General features: G+C 37.7%; 26 protein-coding genes and 1 riboswitch. Of the genes, 5 read left to right on the top strand and 21 right to left on the bottom strand.

Features of this window, described 5'->3' with window-relative positions; translation table 11 throughout:
- The first annotated feature begins 101 nt into the window (after positions 1-101).
- On the top strand, positions 102-1,541 hold the full coding sequence (locus tag DKZ56_RS04150; protein ID WP_208651505.1) for a tetratricopeptide repeat-containing diguanylate cyclase: 1,440 nt from the start codon (positions 102-104) through the stop codon (positions 1,539-1,541).
- 489 nt (positions 1,542-2,030) lie between these two features.
- Here the strand turns inward: DKZ56_RS04150 and cyoE are convergent, their stop codons facing one another.
- From cyoE to DKZ56_RS04100, 11 genes are all read right to left on the bottom strand, one after another.
- Positions 2,031-2,918, bottom strand: coding sequence for a heme o synthase (cyoE, locus tag DKZ56_RS04145; protein WP_208651503.1), 888 nt, complete (start codon positions 2,916-2,918; stop codon positions 2,031-2,033).
- A 203-nt stretch (positions 2,919-3,121) separates the two neighbouring features.
- Positions 3,122-4,171 (bottom strand): AbrB family transcriptional regulator, encoded by a 1,050-nt coding sequence (locus DKZ56_RS04140; protein WP_208651501.1) that lies wholly within the window; start codon positions 4,169-4,171, stop codon positions 3,122-3,124.
- A 182-nt stretch (positions 4,172-4,353) separates the two neighbouring features.
- Complete coding sequence (locus DKZ56_RS04135) at positions 4,354-4,629, bottom strand: DUF1292 domain-containing protein (protein ID WP_208651499.1); 276 nt, start codon at positions 4,627-4,629, stop codon at positions 4,354-4,356.
- 26 nt (positions 4,630-4,655) lie between these two features.
- Positions 4,656-6,107, bottom strand: coding sequence for a protein adenylyltransferase SelO (locus tag DKZ56_RS04130; protein ID WP_208651497.1), 1,452 nt, complete (start codon positions 6,105-6,107; stop codon positions 4,656-4,658).
- A 150-nt stretch (positions 6,108-6,257) separates the two neighbouring features.
- Positions 6,258-6,788 (bottom strand): D-glycero-alpha-D-manno-heptose-1,7-bisphosphate 7-phosphatase, encoded by a 531-nt coding sequence (locus DKZ56_RS04125; protein ID WP_208651496.1) that lies wholly within the window; start codon positions 6,786-6,788, stop codon positions 6,258-6,260.
- 394 nt (positions 6,789-7,182) lie between these two features.
- A complete protein-coding gene (locus tag DKZ56_RS04120; protein WP_208651494.1) occupies positions 7,183-7,818 on the bottom strand; it encodes a hypothetical protein in 636 nt (211 codons plus the stop codon).
- Positions 7,819-8,016: 198 nt separating this feature from the next.
- Positions 8,017-9,081 carry a branched-chain amino acid aminotransferase gene (locus DKZ56_RS04115; RefSeq protein ID WP_208651491.1) on the bottom strand — a complete coding sequence of 355 codons (1,065 nt, stop codon included), beginning with the start codon at positions 9,079-9,081 and terminating at the stop codon, positions 8,017-8,019.
- Between the two features lie 299 nt (positions 9,082-9,380).
- Positions 9,381-11,510, bottom strand: a complete 2,130-nt coding sequence (locus tag DKZ56_RS04110) for a sensor domain-containing protein (RefSeq protein WP_208651489.1) — start codon at positions 11,508-11,510, stop codon at positions 9,381-9,383.
- A gap of 326 nt (positions 11,511-11,836) precedes the next feature.
- A complete protein-coding gene (locus DKZ56_RS04105) occupies positions 11,837-11,983 on the bottom strand; it encodes a hypothetical protein (protein WP_208651487.1) in 147 nt (48 codons plus the stop codon).
- Positions 11,984-12,071: 88 nt separating this feature from the next.
- Positions 12,072-12,206, bottom strand: coding sequence for a hypothetical protein (locus tag DKZ56_RS15705; protein ID WP_281275684.1), 135 nt, complete (start codon positions 12,204-12,206; stop codon positions 12,072-12,074).
- A gap of 80 nt (positions 12,207-12,286) precedes the next feature.
- The gene (locus DKZ56_RS04100; protein ID WP_208651486.1) at positions 12,287-12,559 is read right to left on the bottom strand and encodes a YuzB family protein; all 273 of its coding nucleotides are present in this window, start codon (positions 12,557-12,559) and stop codon (positions 12,287-12,289) included.
- Positions 12,560-12,666: 107 nt separating this feature from the next.
- Here DKZ56_RS04100 and DKZ56_RS04095 point away from each other — a divergent pair, with 107 nt between their 5' ends.
- Together DKZ56_RS04095 and DKZ56_RS04090 are read left to right on the top strand one after the other, a co-directional pair.
- Positions 12,667-13,272 (top strand): class I SAM-dependent methyltransferase, encoded by a 606-nt coding sequence (locus DKZ56_RS04095; protein ID WP_208651484.1) that lies wholly within the window; start codon positions 12,667-12,669, stop codon positions 13,270-13,272.
- 451 nt (positions 13,273-13,723) lie between these two features.
- Positions 13,724-15,112, top strand: coding sequence for an amino acid permease (locus DKZ56_RS04090; RefSeq protein ID WP_208651482.1), 1,389 nt, complete (start codon positions 13,724-13,726; stop codon positions 15,110-15,112).
- An 87-nt stretch (positions 15,113-15,199) separates the two neighbouring features.
- Here the strand turns inward: DKZ56_RS04090 and DKZ56_RS04085 are convergent, their stop codons facing one another.
- Complete coding sequence (locus tag DKZ56_RS04085; RefSeq protein WP_208651481.1) at positions 15,200-15,733, bottom strand: YceI family protein; 534 nt, start codon at positions 15,731-15,733, stop codon at positions 15,200-15,202.
- Between the two features lie 320 nt (positions 15,734-16,053).
- A riboswitch (glycine riboswitch) is annotated at positions 16,054-16,129 on the top strand.
- A 71-nt stretch (positions 16,130-16,200) separates the two neighbouring features.
- On the opposite strand from DKZ56_RS04085, the gene DKZ56_RS04080 reads away from it, so the two are divergent.
- Complete coding sequence (locus tag DKZ56_RS04080; protein ID WP_208652158.1) at positions 16,201-16,476, top strand: ACT domain-containing protein; 276 nt, start codon at positions 16,201-16,203, stop codon at positions 16,474-16,476.
- Positions 16,477-16,490: 14 nt separating this feature from the next.
- Positions 16,491-17,852, top strand: a complete 1,362-nt coding sequence (locus tag DKZ56_RS04075; RefSeq protein ID WP_208651479.1) for a PFL family protein — start codon at positions 16,491-16,493, stop codon at positions 17,850-17,852.
- 424 nt (positions 17,853-18,276) lie between these two features.
- Here the strand turns inward: DKZ56_RS04075 and DKZ56_RS04070 are convergent, their stop codons facing one another.
- The 9 genes from DKZ56_RS04070 to DKZ56_RS04030 all read right to left on the bottom strand — a co-directional run bounded on the left by DKZ56_RS04070 (position 18,277) and on the right by DKZ56_RS04030 (position 25,109).
- Entirely contained in the window at positions 18,277-19,287 is a 1,011-nt protein-coding gene (locus tag DKZ56_RS04070) for a DUF1835 domain-containing protein (protein WP_208651477.1), read from the bottom strand.
- A gap of 195 nt (positions 19,288-19,482) precedes the next feature.
- Entirely contained in the window at positions 19,483-19,779 is a 297-nt protein-coding gene (locus tag DKZ56_RS04065; RefSeq protein ID WP_016837372.1) for an RNA polymerase alpha subunit C-terminal domain-containing protein, read from the bottom strand.
- 340 nt (positions 19,780-20,119) lie between these two features.
- The gene (locus DKZ56_RS04060) at positions 20,120-20,410 is read right to left on the bottom strand and encodes a hypothetical protein (RefSeq protein WP_208651475.1); all 291 of its coding nucleotides are present in this window, start codon (positions 20,408-20,410) and stop codon (positions 20,120-20,122) included.
- Positions 20,411-20,682: 272 nt separating this feature from the next.
- Positions 20,683-21,024, bottom strand: coding sequence for a rhodanese-like domain-containing protein (locus DKZ56_RS04055; RefSeq protein ID WP_208651473.1), 342 nt, complete (start codon positions 21,022-21,024; stop codon positions 20,683-20,685).
- 60 nt (positions 21,025-21,084) lie between these two features.
- A complete protein-coding gene (gene epsC / locus DKZ56_RS04050) occupies positions 21,085-21,981 on the bottom strand; it encodes a serine O-acetyltransferase EpsC (RefSeq protein ID WP_208651472.1) in 897 nt (298 codons plus the stop codon).
- Positions 21,982-22,154: 173 nt separating this feature from the next.
- Complete coding sequence (locus tag DKZ56_RS04045) at positions 22,155-23,033, bottom strand: cysteine ABC transporter substrate-binding protein (protein ID WP_208651470.1); 879 nt, start codon at positions 23,031-23,033, stop codon at positions 22,155-22,157.
- A gap of 12 nt (positions 23,034-23,045) precedes the next feature.
- Positions 23,046-23,777 (bottom strand): amino acid ABC transporter ATP-binding protein, encoded by a 732-nt coding sequence (locus tag DKZ56_RS04040; RefSeq protein ID WP_281275683.1) that lies wholly within the window; start codon positions 23,775-23,777, stop codon positions 23,046-23,048.
- Positions 23,778-23,791: 14 nt separating this feature from the next.
- Entirely contained in the window at positions 23,792-24,469 is a 678-nt protein-coding gene (locus DKZ56_RS04035) for an amino acid ABC transporter permease (protein WP_208651468.1), read from the bottom strand.
- Positions 24,450-25,109: an amino acid ABC transporter permease gene (locus DKZ56_RS04030; protein ID WP_222837141.1), complete on the bottom strand. Its 660-nt coding sequence runs from the start codon at positions 25,107-25,109 to the stop codon at positions 24,450-24,452. The genes DKZ56_RS04035 and DKZ56_RS04030 overlap by 20 nt, the downstream gene beginning before the upstream one ends.
- Between the last annotated feature and the right edge of the window lie 8 nt (positions 25,110-25,117).

Raw genomic sequence — 25,117 nt, 5'->3', positions numbered from 1 at the left:
CGTCCCTTTATAGCATTTATAATAGTAAGTAAGGAAGAAATGCCCAAAAAACATTTCTTTTACCAGGGATTTCTTCCTTTTTTAAAGGGAGGTGACCCTGAATGAACGCGCTACTTTACCATCTTACAAGATTGGAATCGATCATCAACAACCTCTTTTCTGATGGCAAATATAAAGAAGCAATCAAAGCAGCAAAGGAATTATTAAATTCAGCCAATGAATCAGATGATGTAAAGGGTATGATGAATGCTCATTTGCATCTTGCAGGTTGCTACTATTTTTTAGGTGAAATCGAGACAGCTTTTCAACATATCCTTGAATATAAAAAATTATGCAATGAGTACGGGGATGATCGGGATAAATACCACTTATACAGGCTAAGTGCTTTAATTTATGAATATGAACAGGATTTAAGCGAAGCAAAAAAAGCCATAGAAAGTTGTATTGAAATAGCAGAAGAATTGGAGATGTACTATGAGGTCAGCGGTAGCTACAACACTTATTGCAGTTATTTAATACTAGAGGGAAATTATGAAGAGGCTTTGAATTATGCAAATAAGGCGCTGGCTATTTGTGAAACCCACTGTCCAAGAGAAATTTTATTACAATGTCATATTTATTTAAACTTTGTTTCCATCCATATCGGCATGAAAGAATTAGAGAAAGCGGAGCAAATGTTGAAAAAAATTGAACCTAATTTATATATTAATAATTTACCTCATGAAAAAGCAAATTTTTTGTATGTGAAAGCGACGTTTCACTGTGCAAAAGGCGAATTTAATGAAGCATTGCAACTCTTAAACGAATCTTATCAAATTTTTGCTGCATATCAAAACCAAATCAAGCTGAAGGCAATATTGAAAACCATTGCAGCGGTTTATGAGTCCCTTGGAGATTACAAAAAATCTTACGAAGCAATGAAAAATTATATCAAAATTACAGAAAAACTTTATTCTAATCGACTTGCTTCTAAAATGAAAGATTTTGATATACAGCAAAGCATCAAAGCCATTGAGAAGCGTGCCAATGTGGATAGTTTAACAGGCGTTTACAATCGCTATTTTTTGGAAACTACATGCAACAAATGGTTGAAGGAAAATAAAAAATCGGGGCAGCATATTTGCTGCGCGATTATTGATGTTGATTCATTTAAAGTCATCAATGATACCTATGGCCATTTATTAGGCGATGAAGTTATTAAAGGTATCGCGCAAGCTTGTTTAAAAGTGGCAAATGAAGATCAGGAGAACACCATTGTCGGACGTTACGGAGGAGATGAATTTATCGTCCTCTTTAAAGAAAGCCAACCGAAAAACATCATGGAAAAAGCAAAAAAATTGCATAACGAAATTACTTCATTTCATGTAAACTATTTCTCCCAGGAAATTAAAGTGACAGTGAGCATTGGCGTCGTCTGCACCTCCAGCATTCCATATGCCAAAAAATTCGCTCAACTTTTTAAAGTTGCCGATCAAGCGCTGTATATGGCAAAAAGACAAGGAAAAAATCAAATTGTCTATCTCTCCAATGATAACTGTTAAAAAAAGGGGCGTCTGATTTGAAGACGCCCCTTTTTCGGTGAAGTGGAGTTTTATGCCCACTGCAAAATTATTAAATTATATAAACCTGACCTAAATTGGTCAGGCTCTCAGGGGGAGATTATATGTAGGTTCAAATGAGCGATTTTGGATTACTAAAGGAGCGATTATATACACAACAAAATTTTTTCTCATAATTTACTATAGCACCTAGCATATTTGATGTATATCTGTTCCATTCAGATGTCATATTTTTATCAAATTCCTGTTCACAATTTAGAGATATTTTAGCAACAACAAAAAAGAGCGTCTAAAAAACATTTTGAGACGCCCCCTTTGCGGCTTTAGCTAGTGCTTCGCCGCAGATAAATTGCGACGAGGAGGCGCGTTTAATATGACCACCGCAGGAGCAAAGATTTTTAAAGAATTCTCCTATTAGAAATAGGGCTGTCCGGAAAGTTTTACACTTTCTTGACAGCCCCTTAACCATGTCTATTTCAATATCATTCCTACCCCTGCATAAATGATGACTGTCGCAAAAACAGCCGTCATATAGATGAGCGAATAACCAAACATTTTATTGGCCCACTTGTTTCCATCCATCTGGCGATACCCCACCAAACTAATCCATAGCCAAATGCCTCCAAGAGTCAATGAAGAAAGGGTTAATCCCCAGCTTAAAGGGACAAATAAAAAGCTTGTTAACATTAACAAAACTAAATACACATTTGTTTGAATATAGGTTCTTTTAATCCCTTTGACCACTGGCAGCATCGGAATTTTGGCCATTGCATAATCATCTTTTTTGCGGATAGCCAGCGCATAAAAATGTGGCATCTGCCAGATAATCATGATAATAAAGAGCGCCCAGCAAGCAGGATGCCAAATATCCGGTGCTACAGTTGCCCATCCAATTAACGGCGGCATCGCTCCAGAAATGCTTCCTACTTCCGTGTTCCAAATCGTTCTCCGCTTTGTCCACATTGTATATGGAACTACGTAGAAAAACACCCCAAGGAATCCGAGCAATGCAGCTGTCCATGTTGTCAACGCCAAAAAGGCAATTCCAACAATCAGCAAAATAATGCCCACCACAAGCATTGTACGAAGATGAATTTCCCCCGTCACAGAAGGCCTTAATTTAGTGCGTGGCATTTTCGCATCAATATCATGATCATAAATGTTGTTGAAAATTCCAGCTGCCCCAATCACACATGCCGTTCCAATGAGTGCAAAAATTATATGCGGAATATGTTTAATGAAACTTAAATTATACGTATAAAGGGCCAGCATTAAAGCAGCGAACATCGGAATTAAATTAGACTTGATAATTCCCGTTTTCACAGCCTTTTTCCATAATTCTAATTTGTTGTCCTTCATTTTATGTCATAATCTCCTCATCAGAAATAAAGGTTGTAATCTAGAATAAACTAATATATATCATACCATTTTTTCATAGATTTCAACAATCGACAGTTCATTAATATTGTTTTTTATTTTTACATATGTATAGACCGTTGATGTTCAGCTATCTATGAAAATATTACTTTATGCCAAAGACTAGAAACAACTTTTTCAATAAATTAAACCCTTCCCGCATCCCTTTGATCGATATAATGACAAAAGGCTTTCAATAAAGGCAATATAAAGATGAATACAAATAAAATCCGAAACAATTGAAATACGGTCACAACGCTCACATCAGCTCCAATTGCACTGGCAAGCAAACTCATTTGATCAAGCCCCCCTGCCGCCGTGCTTAAAATGCCAGTAGCCAAAGAATAATTCATCATTTTCATCAACATCCATCCTTGTCCAACAGTAAATAACAATAAGAGGATGGTCGTGATAATCCCTAATAATATTATCTTTTTCTCAAATACAAGCATTTTGGGTGTTAATAATTTTCCAATATACGCCCCCATCATTAATTGGGCCATTTGAAGAAACGGGCTAGGGACTTCCGGCGTATTTATGGAGAAAAACTGCAATCCAATCACGAGGATTAACGGCAATAAAAAATAAGGAACCGGGATTTTTATCTTCTTCCCTACCCACACTGCCCCGATGGCAACTAGAAATAAGAGGATTAAAGCCATCAATGTGGAAAAAGAAATGGCTGATTCTTTCTGGCTGTTCATCGCGTGCACATGCAAAAGCAGCGGAATCCCTATAACAATCGAAATCACGCGGATTACATGGAAATAGGTAACAATCGGCAAATCAATCTCTTCTTCTTCAGCAAATGCGACAACTTGAGAAAAACCCCCAGGCACCGTACAAATAATTGCAGTTTTTAAAGGCAAGTTCCCTACTTTCACAAGCATTAAAGATAAAAGAAAGCTAAAAAGCAAAATCATTCCGTTCATTAACAGCATGACACCAATGAGCCAACCAAGATTTTTAAACATATGAAATTGGAAGCTTTGTCCAATGGAAATACCAATAATAATTAATCCCATATTGCGCAAGGCAGCTGGCCAATAAAAGTCCGTTTTGATAAAAAATTGGCTGATGAGTACGAAAAATAACGGTCCCAAAAGCCAAGGCACCGGCAAATGCAATAAAGTAAATATCCAAACCCCTACTAAACTCACGCCTAAAACGATTCCCATTGATTGCACATTAGGCACTTGAAAATCCCCTTTTTTGAATTGTTTTATCTACATTTTAATGGATATTTTTTGATATCCTGCAAGTATTTTGTTTAAAGCTTGTGGGAAATCTCAAGTAATCGAGTGGAAATAAGCATTTTCCTATATATATTTCCAAATAGAAAGGAGCGCAAGAGTTTCTCACGCTCCCCCCAATCAATTTATTCTTCTTCTTCCATTTCATCCAACATTTCATCAAAAACATCGGCCACTTGATCATATTCCTCATCGGATTCAATTACGTCAAAGTCACCATCCTCATCAACTTTCAAAAAGAATACTTCAATCTCATCTTCATTATCTTCATGCAAATCTTCGACATAAGCTACAGCTACATAATCTTGCCCATCCACCGTCATCGTTGCAATTACTTCGACTTCTTCTTGTTGTTCTTCATCACCAATTGTAAAAACTTCTCCAACTTCAATTTTTTCCATGTGGATTCCTCCATTACAGTTAAATTTTACGTACCGCAATAGGTAATATACGGTTCATCTGGACATTCTGGTAATGTACAGTATTCCTCTTGTTCTTCTGAATATGAATAAGGATCCGACAAAATCGACAACAGCTTTTTCATCACTGAAAGATCACCCCGCTCCACTGCCGCTTCCAGAGCCTCCTCCACCCGATGGTTGCGGGGAATGACAGAAGGATTATGCTGCTTCATAAGCTTTTCCGTTTCAATTGGATTTTGGTCTTTTATCCGCTCTTTATAATGTTGATGCCAATGTTGAAATTCAACAGTTTGGAAAAATGCTCCTTCTAGTTTTTTCAACGTTAACGCTCTAAAAGTATTTGTATAATCTTGTTTATAGGTTTGCATCAAATCAAGCAATTCTTGGATGAGTTCTTCATCTTCCTCTCTTGCAGACATGAGACCTAGTTTTTTCCGCATACCGTCTACATAGTAGGATACATAAAGGGTTGGGTAAGCGGAAATGGCTTCTTTTGCAAGGGTTACAGCTTTGTTCTTATCTGCATCAAGGAGAGGAATAAGTGATTCGGCAAATCGGGCTAAATTCCAGCCACCTATTTTTGGCTGATTTCCATAAGCATAGCGTCCATACGTATCGATGGAGCTGAAAACCGTATCTGGATGATAAATATCCATAAAAGCACAAGGTCCATAATCGATTGTCTCTCCGCTGATCGTCATATTGTCCGTATTCATGACGCCATGGACGAAACCGACTAGCTGCCATTTAGCAATGGTTGCCGCTTGCCGATTTATTACGGCTTTTAAAAATGCCAGATAGGGATGTTCCTCTTGTAAAATATGCGGATCATGCCGTTCGATGGTATAGTCGCAAAGAGCTTTTAAATCTTCTTTGGAGCCGAATTTCCGCGCAAATTCAAAAGTGCCTACGCGAATGTGGCTTGAAGCAACCCTCGTTAAAATGGCGCCGGGAAGATATTGATCACGGATGACCGTCTCCCCTGTTGTGACCACTGCTAAGCTTCGCGTCGTCGGAATTCCAAGATGATGCATCGCTTCGCTAATGATGTATTCCCGAAGCATCGGACCAAGAGCAGCACGGCCATCCCCACCCCGAGAATATGGTGTCCTTCCTGCACCTTTCAATTGGATATCAAACCGTTGATGATTTGCGGTCACATGCTCCCCCAAAAGGATGGCACGCCCATCGCCCAGCATCGTAAAATAGCCAAATTGATGGCCCGCATAGGCTTGGGCAATCGGCTCTGCACCTTCCGGGATATAGTTTCCTGCAAAAGTTGCAATCCATTCTTCTGTCTGCAGCGCTCCACAATCCAAATTCAATTCTTCCGCAAGTGATTCATTGAATATAATGAGCTTTGGAGAAGCAACAGGCTTTGGTTCTTGCATTGTATAAAAAATAGGCGGCAGTTTTACATAGCTGTTTTGAAAATTCCAGCCTGGATGATACTGCATTCGAATCGTTCCTTTTTTTCTTTTATTTTTGCATGCACGAGGAGGTTGATTCTTTAGAACAAGAAAAATTACTTGTAGTTTATCAAATTCATAGGAAATTAACAAAATTTTTCATCTAAAGTTTGGAAATATATACAAAAGCTTGTGGCTTTAAACCATATGGGCATCCTTAATAATCCAATCCGTTGCAGTGAATAAATCAGGGAAAACTGCATCGGCTAAAGGCTCTTCATCCCCGATGAAAACCGTTTTTGTGCCGGCTTTCTTTCCTGCTTGAATATCTGTATCCGTATCGCCCACCATGTAGGATTTAGACAAATCTACATTATATTTTTCGGCAAGGTCTTTTATCAGCTTGGAACCGGGTTTTCGGCATGAGCATCCCTCTTTCGGTTTATGGGGGCAATAAGCAATATTATGGATGATGGCGCCATGTTTTTTCAATTCATTCATCATGTGTTCATGGATTTTCTGGAGCTGGGTTTCTTTCATATAACCGAGCCCAACGCCTCCTTGATTTGTCACCACGAATATATAATCAAAATGCTCATTCAGTTTGCGGATGGCTTCTGGAACGCCCGGCAAAAAATATAAATCTTTCGGTTTGTTGACAAATTTCACTCGATTCGTCAACACTTCGTTGATCACGCCATCCCGATCTAAAAAAACTGCTCTTTTCATCTTCTCCCTCCTACTCTTTATTGTTTGCGGAAGAAACCAAATTCATAAAAAGAGCCATGGACGGATTTTTTTCATCTTTATGGCTTTCAAGATATAGGAAGGCGCAATTGAAGGTTTCTTGCACGATTTAGTCTTGATTTTTGCAAAGAGAAAAAATATATCGATATATATCTTGAACATATACAACATACATTTGTTCTAAATTCATGGCTTCACTCTCACGCCCTCCTTTCGCTATATCCACGTTTGAAAGCTAGAAAAAGTTACAAAAAAATAAAACATACTAAGATTAGTAGTACAAACCTTGGCCTTGGTTTGTACTACTGATCTTTGTATGTTTTGTTTATAATAACGATGTCCTTTTTCGCAAATTTTTCATGTTTTTTTCGGCATCCTATAATTCCTCTCCTGATTCGTTATACCATTCCCATCGTTCCTCATCGGATAATGAAGCCCGAATTAAATAGATATCAGGAATATCGCGGTTTTCCTCGATGAATTCTTTCGGTTCCGCCAGAGTGGTTTTTATCTCCATTGAACTTTCATCATCCACTTCAAAAAATGCCATATACCCCAACAACATATCTTCCGTTAACGGCACTTTTTCATTTAGATTTGAACTCCAGATGCCTGCATTCAAGTTGGCATTGGGTTTGGCAATTTGTCCGTTTGCAACTGCATAGCCTGATTCATCCAAAACTACCGTTCTCAAATAATAGTTTTCCCATTCGGGATCATCGAGAAAGTAAATTAATATTTCTCCTTTCTCATCTTTTAGCATCTCCGTTCCAATGCCACCAACTTGTTCAACCAATTTTCCGTATTGATACCGTTCAACCCAAATTCTTAAAAATTTTCCCTTTTCAGCAATAAATTCATAATAATAATTCATTTCCCCGACAGCCGCTTTTAATAACAATTGATTTTTGCTGGATAATTCCTTTTGTTGAATCGTATTTTTTATCCCCTCATTACTGCAACCAACCAAAATCAACGCTATAAATAAAAGGATGAAAACACGGATTTTCACCACATTCAACCTTTCCTAAACAAAATGTAAACTTTTAGTAATTATAGACTTTGCTTCCTCCCTTTTCAACAGTATTTTTTATCTATGAGTAATAATAAGAGCGAAAGGCTAGCCAAAGTGAATAACCGACACAAAAGCTAAGAAAAAACTCGCACCCGTCATTCAAGGTGCGAGCCTACAGCAAAAGTACAAAGGCAATTATACGCGTACTGTCCAGCCGAATGGATCTTCAATTTTTCCGTATTGGATACCAGTTAATGTATCATATAACATTTGAGAGACTTCACCGATTTTCCCGTCATTTACGACAATTCGTTTATCTAAATATTTCAATTCCCCTACTGGAGAAATGACTGCAGCCGTACCAGTTCCGAATACTTCTTCCAACTTGCCTTTATCAGCAGCTTCGACTACTTCGTCAATTGTAATACGGCGTTCTTCCACTGGAATATTTTTTGATTTTAACACTTTAATCATGGAGTCGCGCGTGATACCAGGTAAAATACTTCCCGTAAGTGCCGGTGTAATCACTTTTCCATCGATTTTGAAGAAGATGTTCATGCTGCCCACTTCTTCAATATAGCGTTTTTCTACGCCGTCCAACCACAATGTTTGAGCATAGCCTGCTTTTTCTGCGTTGAGTTGTCCAATTAATGAACTTGCGTAGTTGCCGCCTGTTTTTGCTTCACCCGTACCTCCAACAACGGCGCGGACATATTTTTCTTCCACCAAGATTTTCACTGGGTTAATTCCCTCTTTATAGTAAGAGCCACTTGGAGACATGATAATCATAAATAAGTAGTTTTTGGATGGATGAACGCCCAAGAATGGTTCTGTTGCAATAATGAATGGCCGGATATATAAAGATGTGCCTGGTGCATCTGGAACCCAATCGCGGTCTACATCTACCAATTTTTTCAACGCTTCTAAAGCAAATTCCTCATCTACCGGTGGAATGACAAGACGTTCATTTGAATGATTTAGGCGTCTGAAATTGGCATCTGGACGGAATAATTGCACTCCTCCATCTGGTGTGCGGTAAGCTTTTAACCCTTCAAAAACTGTTTGTCCATAATGGAATACCATGCAAGATGGCTCTAAGCAAAGTTTTTGGTAAGGGACGATGCGTGGATCGTGCCAGCCTTTTCCTTCTGTATAATCCATGATAAACATATGATCTGTAAAATGATGTCCAAAGCCAAGTTGGTCCGCTGCTGGCTTTTCTTTCGGACTATCTGTTAACTCAATTGTAATCTCTGTCATAGTGTAAAGCCTCCAATATTTTGTGGAATATTCAGAATAATATTTCTGTTATTAAAATAGTATAATACTTTTATCCTCAATTGTTAAAAGAATATTTCGATAAATTATGACTATTTTTTATGGAGAATTGCTGTTTGGCGAACTGTTTTTCAAAAATAGTATTTATTAGTGAATATTCCTTCATTCATTCCTTCTAAAACCAACAATTATAATCATTTAATAGAAATAACTCTTTAAAAAGTTATTATTTTCAAATAAAAGCAAAAAACCCCTTGCGATTAGTGCAAGAGATTCTCGTTTCACTTGGAAGACATAAATCCGCTGCTTTGAATAAATTCTTCAAACTCTTCCTTCTTCAATGGCCGGCTATAAAAAAATCCCTGACCAATAGTACATCCGCCATTAAGCAAAGCATCCACATGCGCTTCCATTTCAATGCCTTCCGCAATCACTTTTAGTCCAATCGTATCCGCAATATTTACAATCGCTTTGAAGATCGCTTTACTTTCCTCATTATTATGAATGTCTTTAATAAATGATGCATCCACCTTTAGGGTATCAACAGGAAGATGTTTAATATAACTTAAAGAACTGTAGCCTGTGCCAAAATCATCGACAGAAATATGAATGCCAAGCTCTCTCAAGCGTTTCAGTACAGGTATGATGCTGCTTAAATCCGCTAATACACTTTCAGTCAACTCAAATTCAAGCAACTTAGGATCAAATCCTGTCTCATTTAATATTTGCTCGACTTTTTGAACAAAATCCGGCGATTCCAATTGGCGCATAGAAACATTGACTGCCACAATAAAGGAACCAAATCCTTTATCCTGCCACTCTTTACCTTGTTTACAACTCTCTCTTATAATCCATTCTCCCAACGAAACAATCAACCCTGTCTCCTCAGCAAGGGAAATAAACTTTGCTGGAGGGATTTCCCCTAAATCCGGATGATTCCAGCGAACCAGCGCTTCTACTCCAACTAATTGATTGTTTTGAATATTGAATTTTGGCTGATATTCTAAAAAGAATTGGTGTTCTTTCAACCCTTTTCTCATGGTATTTTCGATAATGCGGCGCTCTAAAGAAACATTTTCAAACTGCTTATCGAAAATCATATAGTTATTTTTACTTTTTTGTTTTACTTCAGATAAAGCATAATCCGCATTTTTAATCAACTCTTCTGGCGTTTTTCCATGCTCTGGATAAAATACAACGCCAACGCTGCATGTAATGACATACTCTTTTCCATTCAAATAAAGCGGCTTTCGGAAATTCTCTATAATGGCTTTCACAATAGCAATCGCTTCTTCTTGATTTTTTATGCTTTTAACTAGCACCATAAATTCATCGCTGCTCATTCTGGCCGCAACATCCTGTTCCCGAAGCGCTTCTTTAATATTATTGGCCGCATTTGCAATGACCATATCCCCTACATCATGCCCTTGCTCGTCATTAATCCATTTAAAATGGTCTAAATCAATGCAAAAGATCGCAAACTTTTCCTTCGTTAATTGAATATCCCGTACATAGGAACGAAGCTCTTTCATAAAGTAAGAGCAGTTTGGCAAATTGGTAATACTATCGTAATAAACTAAATGATAAATATTTTGCTCTACTTTTTTTCGAACACTGATATCACTCATCACCAATAATATAAATGGTCTTCTTGCATTATCCTCATCATGAATGATTTTAAACTTTGCTTCCACATCAATATAATTTCCTTCACTATGGAGCAATCGAAATTCCTGTTTCGTTGTGAACTTTCCATTTTTTAATAATCGTTGCATTTCCTTTTTTATCCTATCCAAATCATCTGTATGTACTAAATCAAACAAATTTTGATGTTCCAAATGTTTCAAATCATCATGCAGGAGTTTATTAAATGTGGGGGAAATATAGTAAAACTTCCCTTGCTCATCAACCAGCGCCACTAAATGTTCAATATATTCTGAAATTAATTCGTACTTTTTATTACATTGTTTCAGTTCTTCTTCCAATTCCTTTTCTTTCGTAATATCCGTCTGAATGGCAATATACTTATAGGGTTTCCCTTTCTTATTTAAAAATGGAATAATGGTTGAACGAACCCAGTAATAAGTACCGTCTTTCTTTTTATTTTTTATATCACCTTTCCAAATATTTCCTCTTGAAATTTCATGCCAATGTTGTTTAAAAAATTCTTTAGAATGATGCCCGGAATTCACTACTTGAAGGGTTTTTCCAATTAATTCTTCCCTGGAATATTGAGCCGTTACACAAAACAAATCGTTAACATATGTAATCCTTCCTTGCTCATCCAAAATGATGATGATGGAAGTTTTATCAAGGATATCTTTCAGCTCTCTTAATTCTTTTAACTCCTGCTTTAATTGATGAATGTCATAAGATTGCTCCATCTTTTTTGAAACATTTTTATCATTCATATAAAGTTAATGCTCCTTTATTAATATCGAAAAATGTATCAAAAATACTATATCTATTTATGAACATTTAAAATAATTAATCATTTTTTACTATTTATTAATATACTACAAATTTGCAAGAATAAAAATTCAAAATTATAAAGTATATTTTTCTCAACTACAAACTAAAAATGAAAATCAGGAAACAATTTTATAGGCCTTTTTCACAAAAATATTTTATTCATAAAAAAGCTGTTCCGCAAGACAATGAGTCCTCACAGACAGCCATAGAAAAGAGAGATAATGTGGTTAAAGTTGTAGCCTTCATTTGTGCGAAATAAAATAATTTATGCTTTCAATAAGGGAAATGCGATCGTTTTTAATTCTTCTCTCAAACTTTTTACTTCCTGTTCAGGCCGGTCGATTTTTTCATACAATGGCTGAAATGCTTGTTCCAACAAGATTTTAGACGCTTTGCCTTTCATTTGTTCCATGGATGACTCCTTCAATTTAAGAAGTATTTAATTCCCTCTAATGGGATTGCCATATTTTTTGACAATAAAAAAACGCTTAAGGGAATCCTTAAACGCCTCCATATAAAAAACTATAAATTGCTCCGGAGATCACACAAATAATAGTAGCCACAATAATAAAAATTCCTAAAAAATATATTGCATCGATTAATAGCTGTTCAAGTCCATACATGGGATAAGCCATCGCGTTCCCTCCATTGCATAACTTTGTTCACTTTTGATATATGCAAAAGCGCGGGAACTGTTACTTGAGTTTCGCAACGTCTATTGAACGGAATTCAACTTTAATGCTTCCTCAATTTTTTCCAATAATTCTTTCGCGCTATCTGCTGCAACCGGTTCTCCGTTCACAAGTGCATAATAGTGGCAGTCGCAAATTTCGCAGTAAGAATTGCATCCTGCATCTTCTACAATGACATCTTCCCTTTGCTCCAATACATCGTACACATCCGGATGGGCAAAGGCTTCATTGGATACACAAAATTCGACTTTATTTTTTAGTGGTTCATTTTTTCGGCCAAAAAATTTTTTTAACATATGCGTTCTCCTCACTCTGTAAAACCATCATTGATTCCATTATACTATGTTCATAAATGTTCAACCAATGATGAGAACGCACTCTTTAAATGAATGGAGAAAGAAAGATGAACGAAGCAGCATATGACCGATTTCTTCATATCGACACTTGCGGAATAAACAATGGCATTTATCAATCTTCCCATTATAACCGCTATGAGCCGACTCCTTATTTGGCGTTGGAAGAATTGTTGAAGCATTATCACATCAATGAAAATGACACCATCGTGGATTTTGGATGCGGTTTAGGAAGGGTTGGCATTTTCCTTCATAACAAAACAAACGCATCTGTTTTAGGCATTGATTTGAACGAACAATTTATCAAAAAAGCGATAAAAAACCGTGAAAATTATTGTAAAAAATTTCGGAAGAAGGAGGAAAATATCCAGTTTCTTTGCTGCCTTGCCGAAGACTACGCAATTCAGCCGAACGAAAATAAATTTTATTTTTTTAACCCCTTTTCCTTGCCCATTTTCATGAAAGCGCTTCACCATATTATGCGTTCAACAGAAGAAAGGAAACGGCCAGTGGATGTGATTTTATATTATCCAACCATCGACTACCTTGATTATTTAAACCGGTCCACGCCCTTTGAAAAAGTGATGGAAATTCCTATTCCTGCAATCAATGAAAAAATTTGGAATGAACGTTTTATCATTTATCGTTTAACGTAAAGCCATTGTGATGGAATGGCTTTTTTATTTTTGTCCGTCCATCTAAAAGGAACCCTCCAAACATGGCCATACAGCCAACAATGGAAATCACCAATGTGAAAGCGGTCCATTTCGCCATCAAAATCCCAAAGAGCAATAACGAGAGACCTAAGCAAACCATGAAGTTGATCGAGGTTCCCTCCCCCATTATATTTGTCTGATTTTATGAGAATTTTCTTTTAGACATACCTTGATTAAGTTAAAAAAATTGGACACCTTAATTAATAGATCGTAGAAATTATATTAGAATAATTTGGTAATAATAAAATTATCAGAAATTTGCTAATTTATTAAATATTATTTCTTTTATATTCTTTAACACTTCAACGCGAAAAAGTGTTATACTAAAAGCGCTTTTTAGATTTTTCTAAATATCAAAATTTTATTATTTTAATATAGGAATGGATCACTTATGAAAAATCAACTCTTTAGAAAATTACCGTTGAATCAACAACACAAAGCCCAATTTAATAAGTCGATGAATGCCTTTGATTTAATTGCTCTCGGAGTGGGAGCAGTAGTCGGCACAGGAATTTTTATTTTGCCGGGGACCGTTGCAGCCATGCATACAGGCCCTGCCATCGTCTTTTCATTTATTTTAGCGGCGATTGTTTGCGCCTTTTCTGCATTATGCTATTCGGAACTTGCTTCAGCAATCCCTTTGGCTGGCAGCGCTTATACGTATTCCTATGTACTGTTTGGCGAACTGATTGCATGGATCGTCGGCTGGAGCCTTCTTCTTGAATATGGTTTAGCCGTTGCGGCAGTAGCGACAGGATGGTCTGCTTATTTCCAATCGCTTATTGAAGGATTCGGACTTCATATTCCTATAGCTTTGTCCGGCTCCTTCAGCCCCGCCAACGGAACTTTTGTCAATTTGCCGGCCATCCTGATTATTGTGCTTTTAGCTGGAGTTTTAACGATAGGTGTAAAAGAGTCTGCCCGGCTGAATCGTATTATCGTGTTTATTAAAATCGGCATTATTTTGCTCTTTATTATTGCCGGAGCTTTTTATGTGAAGCCTGAAAACTGGCAACCATTTGCTCCTTTTGGCTTCCAAGGGATTTTATCCGGCGCGGCTTTAGTGATTTTCGCTTATTTGGGATTTGATGCTGTATCCACGGCGGCCGAGGAAGTTAAAAATCCAAAGCGAAATATGCCGATTGGGATTATTGGAACCCTTGTCATTTGTACGATTTTATATGTGACTGTTTCCCTCGTTCTAACAGGAATGGTGCCGTATACGGAGTTGAATGTAGGGAATCCGGTAGCCTATGCGATGGAGCTGGCAAACCTAGATTGGGTATTCGGCGTAATTTCCGTAGGGGCCGTAATCAGTATGATGACAGTGATTTTCGTTATGCTGTATGGAGGAACTCGGCTTGTGTACTCCTTTGCACGCGATGGGATGCTTCCAAAAGTGCTGTCTGAAATTCATCCACGCCGTAAAATTCCATTAAAAAATACGTGGATTTATGCGCTGTTTATTTCATTATTTGCCGGCTTTATTCCAATTGATAAATTGGCAGAACTTGTAAATATGGGAACTTTGATTGCCTTTGCAGCCGTATCGATCGGCGTCATCTTTGTAAGAAAAATGAACCTTCAAGAATTAAACGAAGGATTTAAAGTACCTTTATTTCCTATTGTACCGATTCTTTCATTCATCCTTTGCGTGTTCATCATTACCCAATTATCTTCCTTTACATTTCTCACATGCTTCATCTGGATGATAATTGGTTTAATCGTGTATTTTACGTATGGAAGAAAGCATAGTTTATTAAATCAAAAGAGCGAATGAAAAATTCGCTCTTTTTTTAGCTATATCGCTTTCTGCAAATGGGCATATAAAAAAGCCGACCTTATTAGGTATCGGCTTTCATCCAACTTATTCACTTGCAGGGTTTACTTCCAATGCAGCTTTAATTTTCACATCTTTGCCCACTAACACGCCACCTGTTTCAAGCATTGCATTCCAAGTAAGCCCGAAATCTTCACGGTTGATTTTCGCTTCTGCTTCAAAACCGTAAACTTCAACACCCCAAGGATTTTTCCCTTTTCCATTGAATTCTACTTTGAATGTGACTGGTTTTGTAACATCTTTAATTGTTAAATCCCCTGTCACTTCATATTCATCATCATCTTTTTTCTTCACTTCTGTTGATTTAAATGTAATTGTTGGATATTTTTCCACATCAAAAAAGTCTGCAGATTTTAGGTGATTGTCGCGATCTGCCAATTTTGTATTGATGCTTGCCACATCAAATGTAAATGAAACTTTTCCATTTGTTAAATCTGTTAAATCGTCCGCTTCAATCTCCGCTTCATAAGACTCAAAATGCCCTCTTACTTTTGATACCATCATGTGTCTCACTTCAAAACCAATTTCTGAATGCGCTTTATCAATAACCCATTTTGCCATCTTTCATTCCTCCCAGTTTATTTTATTCTGAATTCGAGATATATATGATTAAAAAATCTTGAATCAATTTATTTTGAATTCAAGATAAATATATCATGCCTGAATTTTATTGTCAATGAGAAAGACCGCAAAATTCTAAAGTTTCATTAAATCTATTCCCCTTTATATATATAAAAAAACATACATATTTCAACAAAATTATTAAAATCTTTTAATATTTCAATTAATGTGAGTTGACCAATTTCAACAAAGGTGTTAGTATCATCTAGTATCGAATTGAATAGGTGTAGCGATGAATGCTGTGGGTAACACTACAGTCAGGAGCAGCTTCTGGAGAGACCACATCTGTGGCGCCGAAGGATTCACAATCTCAGGCAAAAGGACAGAAGAATGATAAAACCGTTATTGTTCTTGTGCTTTTGAGATTGGGAAAACCAATCTCTTTTTTTATTACATCAATAGAGGTGATACAAATGAGAAAAGCTATTGTCAGCGTTATTGGGAAAGACCAAGTCGGAATTATTGCAAAAGTCACAACCGTGCTTGCCGAACGAAATATTAACATTTTAGATATTAGTCAAACTATTTTACAAGACTTCTTCACCATGATGATGGTCATTGACGTAACTGAACTAAAAGATTTAGAATCTTTGCAACAGGAACTGAATGACCTTGGAAAATCCATCGGGGTTGTCATTACTGTACAACTGGAAGAAATTTTCCGAGCAATGCATCGTGTGTGAAAGGATGTGCAAACATGAACTTTGAAATTCATGAAATGTTAGAAACAATCCGAATGGTTCGAACTGAAAATTTGGACATACGCACCGTCACAATGGGGATTAATCTCCGGGATTGTGCGGATTCAGATTTCGATAAAATGAAGCAAAAAATCTATGATAAAATCACCGATTACGCGAAAGATTTAAAATCGACTGCTGAAAAAGTCGAAAAAGAATACGGTATTCCAATTATTAATAAAAGGATTGCGATAACGCCAATTGCCGACCTTCTTGGCAATGCGACAAAAGAACAAGCAGTGGAACTTGCCAAAACATTGGATCAGGCTGCGTTTACCCTTGGTGTTGATTTTATCGGTGGATTTTCCGCCCTTGTCCACAAAGGCATCGCAAAAGGCGACCAAGTGTTGTTTGAGGCTCTTCCAGAAGCCTTGGCATCTACTGAGCGGGTTTGCGCTTCCATTTCTGTCGGCACCACAAAAGCTGGAATCAACATGGATGCGGTTCGCCAATTAGGGGAAATCATTAAAGAAACGGCCGAACTGACAAAAGACAAATCCGGCCTTGGCTGTGCAAAGCTTGTTGTCTTCTGCAATCCTGTGGAAGATAATCCTTTTATGGCCGGCGCTTTCCTTGGTTCTGGCGAAGGAGAAGCCGTGCTCAATGTCGGCGTTTCCGGTCCCGGAGTGGTGCTCAATGCACTGAAACGCTATCCAGATGCGGATTTAGGAGAAGTAGCGGAAATTATAAAGAAAACCGCATTTAAAATCACACGTGCCGGGGAATTAATCGGCCGGGAAGTGGCAAAACGCTTAGGTGTTCCATTTGGCATTATGGACTTATCCCTTGCTCCAACAAATGCTATGAACGACAGTGTGGCTGAAATTCTTGAAGAAATCGGCCTTGAGCGGGTTGGAACTCACGGTACTATTGCTGCCCTTGCCTTAATGAATGATGCGGTGAAAAAGGGCGGGGCCATGGCTTCATCTTATGTTGGCGGTTTAAGTGGCGCCTTCATCCCAGTCAGTGAAGATAACGGCATGATCCGCGGGATTGAAGAAGGAGCACTATCACTTTCAAAATTGGAAGCAATGACTTGCGTATGTTCAGTTGGACTTGATATGATTGCGATTACTGGCGATGCACCTGCCAGCACCATCTCTGCCATGATTGCTGATGAGGCAGCCATTGGAATGATTAATAAGAAAACGACTGCTGTACGTGTCATCCCTGTTCCAGGAGCAAAAGAAGGCGATATGGTCGAATTCGGAGGACTTTTAGGACGAGCGCCAGTAATAGGAGTAAATCCATTCAGCTCCGAAAAAATCATTCGCCGCGGCGGCCGCATTCCAGCTCCATTGCAAGCGTTGGGGAATTAATAAAGAAAAGAGCGAAAGTTTTCGATTTCGCTCTTTTTTATTGCTTTATCAGTATTTTCGTGTTTGGCGATTATTCGCTCTTCCTATTCTCTAGTTTTTTGCGCTTGGCGATTATTTTCTTTGAAGTGGCGATTATCCTTCCAGCTTCGGCAATTATCTTCATAATTTTGGCGATTATCCGCATTCTCTATTACCTAGTTTTTTGCGCTTGGCGATTATTTTCTTTGAAGTGGCGATTATCCTCTCCACTTCGGCGATTATCTTCACGATTTTGGCGATTATCCTTATTGTCAGTACGCTTCGATAACATCCTAAATTTCCCCCGTTAACCAAGAATTCTATCCCTATTATACAAAAAAAGCCTGTAGATTTGGCCCCTAGTTTGGGACTTTGTCTACAAGCTGAAAGCATGTATAAACATGCTTTAACCAACAAGCGCTTCCTTCAATTTGACCTCATAATATCTCATGCCTCGGAGTTCGCCTTGATATTCTACTTTCCCTTCGGCAATTAATTGGCGCAAGCGGTACTCAAGCCATTCATAGCTCGTATGCTGCTGCATATGACCAAGCACTTCTCCAATTAATCTAGCAGCTTTAAGGAAATCCTTTTTCCCTTGCGTTTCATGAATCTCCTTCAATTTTTCAATGATGAACTCGTCATCCCGATTACTTTCAGCGCTCAAAATTTGCCCATTTTTATACGTTCGTAAAATCGACTCGGAAGTGAATAATTGTTCCCCTTCTTTTGCTAAAGAATGGCGCATTTCTACCGTCAATTCCTTCATTTTTACAAGTTCGTAACATGCACGCAACTGTTCAATATTTAATTCTCCCGTATGGCGAGGAAAATCTTCTTCTTTTCCTTTGTAAAGTTTGTGATAAGCTTCATACGTATTGATTTTATATACCGCATTTGTTTTTTCTTTCAATAAATAAAGCACTAGGCGTAATCCTGTTTGTTCACTTGCATTTGAAGAAGTCCAAATCACCACTCGCTGCTCAGGGTTAATCGATTGAATTTTTTCAAACGCTTCTTTCATTTTAAATTTGTACCACTCTGCATGCTCTGAATCCCACTGATAGTTTTCTTTAAACCATTGATAACGTTGTTCGAAACCTTCTGGGGTATGATAATGTTTCAATGGACCTTCTGCAAAATAATCCGGTAATTCGATGATTTCCTCTGTTTGTTGATCTTTAAAAGCGTGTTTCAAACCACCAGCTACAGAAGCACCGAATACTATATGGATGGTTTCAGGATTTTTCATGTTCGGTGTTTTTTCTCTTTTAATAAGGGCGTTTTTCAAGGATTGCATAAATTCTGGGAAGTCTTCATCAATATGTTCAGAACGGATCATAATCAAATGTAATAAACTTTTGACTTCCTGCTCGCTGAGATTTGAAATTGCTTTTTTTAATTGATTGATATCCATTTTTTACTCCCCTTTCTGAATTTTTAGAAGGCAATTGAAGCAGCAATAATAATGAAAAGTAACGACCATGCGGAAATTTCATCGAATGCAATTGTTTGTGAAGTCGACGATGAGAAAAAATTTTAAAATAAAGCCCGATATTAGAGAGTGTTCATTTATTTATGACGGCAAATGGAAAAAATTTCAAGATTAAAATTATTCCTTACTAAAACTTAATCCCGCTTCATCTAAAGCCTCTTTCATTTTCTGAAGCGCAGTTTTACCAATGCCATGAAGGGACATGATTTCTTTCTCCGTATATTTCGAAAGTTCTTCAACAGTTGTAATCCCCTGGCTTTCAAGTGCTCTTCTTGCCGGGGCGGAAAATCCAGCTAAGAAACCCTCTGTTGGTTTTCGTTCTGCTTCACAAGTTGGACAAGTGTTGCAATCACTGCTTTTATAATATCGATGACCCTTCTCACAAACTCTTAATGTTTTTTCCGAACGCTTCATCATCATTCCACCTTCCTACTCGACGTCCAAGTCGGTATCATCCGTTAATGAAGCTCGAATGAGGTAAAGTACAGGAATATGTGTATTCTCCTCAACCAATTCTTGAGGAGGTGATTGACTAGTACTTGACACTTATCGAGCTCCCGTCATGTGCTTCAAAAAGTCCCATATACCCTAATACTACATCCTCTGTCAGAGGAACCTCATCACTGACAATCGAACTCCAAGATCCCACTTCTAAAGTTTCACCCGGTTTGGAAATATGGGCTACTCGACATAGAATGACCTGTTTCATTGATAATTGCACTACGCAAATAATAGTGTTCCCACTCAAGATTTTCTAGAAAATAAACGAGAATTTCTCCTCTTCATTTTCAATGATTCCCCCGATGTCTCCAGCCTGTTCAACTAAATTTCCGTATTCATAACGTTCCACCCATACCCGCAATAATTTTTCCTTTTCCGCTTTGTATTCATAATGAAAAATCTTTCCCCCAACTGCTGCCATTAACCTGTTGCGTTCTTCATCGGATAAATTTTTTTGCTTAATCGTATTACTCTTAGTCTCTTGATTGTTGTTTTTGGCAAGTAGAAAATGTATGAAATGGCAATTAAAAATGCATACATACACTTGCCAAATTCCATGGTTAACGTTGAGAGATTGAGTCTTTGTATTCTATTACCTAGTTTTTTGCGCTTGGCGATTATTTTCTTTGAAGTGGCGATTATCCTCTCCACTTCGGCGATTATCTTCACGATTTTGGCGATTATCCGCATTCTCTATTACCTAGTTTTTTGCGTTTGGCGATTATTTTCTTTGAAGTGGCGATTATCCTCTCCACTTCGGCGATTATCTTCACGATTTTGGCGATTATCCATTCTCTCAGTTCCCTAGTTTTGCGTTCAAAGATTATTTTTCTTTCCGATATTCAATTCCTTCCAAGCAGTGAGTCCCCCTTCTAAAACTGCAACATCATAATTCAGCTCGGACAGAATTGTTGCACATTTAGTTGTTGAATTGCCGGTTGTGCAAGTAACGATGATTTCAGTCCTCTTTGGCAAAGCAGAAATTTCTTTGTCCATCTCGAAAATTTTGCTTTTATGAATATTCAATGATTGGATGTTGTCCCCTTCAATATGAAAATTGTTATATTTCTCTTTATCCCGGACATCTAATATCACAACCTGCTCCTTTTGCTGCATTTTTTGCATTAATTGTTCAGGCGTGATTTTTTTCAACGGCATGTTCATTCCTCCTTAAATAATAAACCCCCTAAGCACTCTTATGCTTAAGGGACAAGATTTTTATTCTTTTTTCGATTGCTTAATATTTGGAAGCGGTTGGGAATTATAAATTCTTGAGTACGGTGGAACAGATTGAGTAAGCCAAATGTTTCCTCCGATGACGGAATCATGTCCAATCTTCGTATCTCCACCAAGAATCGTTGCTCCTGCATAAATGACTACATTATCTTCAATATCCGGATGGCGTTTAATGCCTTTAATTGGATTTCCGTTTTCATCTAACGGGAAGCTCTTTGCCCCAATCGTTACACCTTGATAAATTTTCACATTTTTGCCTATAGTGCTTGTTTCGCCAATAACAACGCCCGTTCCATGGTCAATGAAGAAGGACTCTCCTATTTTTGCTCCCGGATGAATATCAATGCCTGTTAAGCTGTGGGCATGTTCTGACATAATTCGTGGGATAATTGGAACGCCAGCTTCATACAGTTCATGAGCTATCCGATGTATAGTAATCGCTGTGATGGAAGGATAGCTGAGTAAAATTTCTTCCAAAGATAAAGCTGCAGGGTCCCCGTTATAAGCAGCCTGAATATCTGTTTGCAAGATTTCGCGAATTTCAGGCAATTTATTGAGCAAATCAACGACGATTTCTTCCGCTTTCGCTTCTGGTTTACTTTCCCCGCTATTTGCCAGCACTTTGGCAATGATATTTTTTAAATCGAGCGCAGTTAATCTTAATAGATTTCCAATGTTTGTCTCAATTCGAAGTTCATCTTTATATGTGTCGCAAAAGCAAGGATACAACACGCTGCGTAAATTCTTCAAAATTTTAATGATCTTCTCTTGTCCTTCAAAGCCAAGAGATTGTTCAATTGGAAAGTAACTTTTGTGAACATCTAGTAATGAATTGGCGATGTCCGGAACCCCTTTGTTCAACCAATCATCTAATTTCATGATTCACCATCCTAATCTTTTGTCCATTTTTATTTATTGCTATCATATAAAACTTCCGATATCTTTATCAACTATCTTACTTTATTCCGTTAAATTGAAATAAAAACTTTTTTAAGATATTAACATAAAAACTTGCTGGATAGAAGTTTCCAGCAAGTTTAGCATCGTTGATTTTAGTTAAAATTCAAGAAGTTATTAGGCTTCGTTTCAACCACTACTTCTTCAGCACGAATTGTGTCACCGAAAGCCGGTTTTAATGTTTCCTCATATGCATTTGTAAAAAAGTTCTCTTCATATAATTTTTCCATTTCAGCATTCAACCAATCTAATAATTCTGTATTTCCTTTTTTCACAGCTGGGGCAATATAATCTAGCTCACCTAGTGTAGTCAATGCCACTGTAAAGTCTGGATTTTCATTTGCCCAACTGAATAGTAAAGCATTATCTTGTGCTAGAGCATCACCACGTCCATCTTTTAACGCTTCGAATGCTTCGTTGATTTGATCATATTTTACTAATTCAACATCTGGATGATTCTTCATAAAGAATGTTTCAGCCGTTGTTCCTTTAGGTACAATCAATTTTTTTCCTTTCAATTCTTCTACGGATGAAATTGGTGCACTTTTCGGTGATACAACACCGATTGCCACTTTCATATATGGAAGTACAAAATCTACTTGTTCCGCTCTTTCTTTTGTAACTGTAAAGTTTGCTAATACGATGTCTACTTTATCGGATTTCAATAAATCTACCCGAGCTTGTGGTTCAGTAATCACATATTCAATTTTTGACTCATCACCAAGTAAATCTTTCGCAATTCGTTTCGCTAAAACGATATCGTATCCTTGATTTTCACCTTTTTCATTCACATACCCAAATGGCGGTTTATCGCTAAATACCGCAACTCGCAAAACCCCACGTTCTTTAATCGCATCAATGACTGATTTGCTTTCATCGTTTGCCGTTTCTTTCTCTGTCGATTCGTTGTTATTGCATGCTGCCAATACTATCGTAAGTATTGAAATGAATAAGAATAAATACAATTTCCTCATGATTACATCCTCCTAAAAATTTAATATATTGATAAACTGTTTAGCTCTTTCTGTTTGTGGATTTGCAAAGAACTCTTTTGCAGGGGCTCTTTCATGAATCTTTCCTTTATCCATAAAAATGACTTCGTCTGCCACTAATTCGGCAAAGTTCATTTCATGGGTCACGATCAGCATCGTCATTCCCTGTTTAGCCAACTGGGCAATTACTTCCAACACTTCCCGAACCATTTCTGGATCCAAAGAGGCGGTCACTTCATCAAACAGCATAATTTTCGGATTGGTACAAAGGGCACGAACAATGGCAATTCGTTGTTTTTGGCCCCCTGATAGTTCCCTCGGATAAGCGTTTGCTCGATCAGCAAGGCCTACTCTCTCCAATAGTTCCTTAGCTTGCAATTCCACTTCTTCCCGTTTTCTTTTTTGAACTTTAACGGGTGAAAGTAGAATATTCTCCATTACGGTCATGTTGGGAAAAAGATCATAACTTTGGAACACCATGCCGATTTTTTGTCGGACTTCTCGCCATTTTGATGTTTTCGTTAAATCTTCACCTTCGAAAATAATTTGTCCATCCTGCACTTCCTCCAGTCCATTGATGCATCGCAAAAATGTGCTTTTACCACAGCCGGATGGCCCTAAAATCGCAATGACTTTTCCTTGTTCTACTTGTAAATCGATTCCATTCAGTACGACCCGATCTCCAAATTTTTTGACAAGACCTTTAATTTCCAATATCGGCGCCATATTCTACTCCCCCCTTAAGTTGCCCATTTTTGTTCCAGCTTCCGAGAAATCCAAGACAACGGAAAACAAATACAAAAATAAAAGAAAAAGATGATTCCGTATATCCAGAACGCAACGGTTGGATATTCTGAGTTGTAAAACTGAATAATTTGCTGACCAACTTTTATCACTTCCACAACCCCAATCATTGTGAGCAGGGCCGTTGTTTTAATCATGCGAGTAATTAAATTAATCATCGGTGGAATGGAACGTTTTGCCGCTTGTGGCAACAAAACATAACGATACATTTGAAACTTGCTCAGCCCAAGGGCAAGGCTTGATTCCACCTGATGCTTCGGCAGAGAGATAATGGCCCCCCGCACAATATCGCTCAATTCCGCCGTTCCCCATAAGCTGAACACAATCAGCGCCACCACATCTGCACTTAGTTCCACATTGAAATTCACCGGAATAATGTAATAAATTACGAACAGCCATACCAATATCGGAATGATGCGAAATAACTCTAAATACAGTTTGAAAGGAAATTGCACAACCTTGTTTTTCGTCGTGCGAATCATGCCGATGATGATGCCCATTACAATCGAAATCACAATGGCAATCAAGGCAATTCTTAACGTATGGAAGAGTCCTTCGAGCAAACGAAGGAAATTAATTCCTTCAAATAAAACATTAACGCCCGAATTCAGCATAACGAACTCTCCTTTCTAGCCACATTAAAAACAATGAAAACGGGAGCAATATCATCAAATAGCCAACGACAAGCATGAATAACGCTTCATTCGTTTTATAGTAAATCCCCATCAAGTTTTTTGTTGTATTCGTCAGTTCCAAAATGGCAATGCCGCTAAATACGGACGTTTCTTTAATTAAGAAAATGCAGTTTGCTCCATAGGCCGGCACACTGTAAGAGAAAGCTTGAGGAAAAATAACATAGCGCACAAGTTGAAAACTGCTTAATCCCAACGCTTTACCGCTTTCCACTTGCGACTTTGAGACAGCTTCCATACCTGCTCTGAACGTTTCGGCCATATAGCTGCCTCCCAAAAAGGTTAAGCCGATAATGGCGCACATTTCCCCGCTTAACATGACACCTACTTTTGGCAGTCCAAAATATAAGAAAAAGAGTTGGATTAACAATGGCGTGTTTCTAGCAATCTCCAAATATACTTGCACGATTTTGCTCAGTATCTTGACTTTAAAATACTGGATCGTGCTACAAATGAAGCCTACCATGGTGGCAAAAAAGATTCCGATTGCCGCAAGTTTTATCGTTAGCCATAACGCAGTTTTGTAAAAGGGTAATACTTCAATAATGTAATGCCAGTCCATCGGTATTC

The sequence above is a fragment of the Ureibacillus thermophilus genome (assembly GCF_004331915.1).
GTDB classification, from domain to species: Bacteria; Bacillota; Bacilli; order Bacillales_A; family Planococcaceae; genus Ureibacillus; species Ureibacillus thermophilus.
The sequence above is the reverse complement of the archived record's forward strand: the minus strand, read 5'-3'. Positions and strand labels throughout refer to the sequence as shown.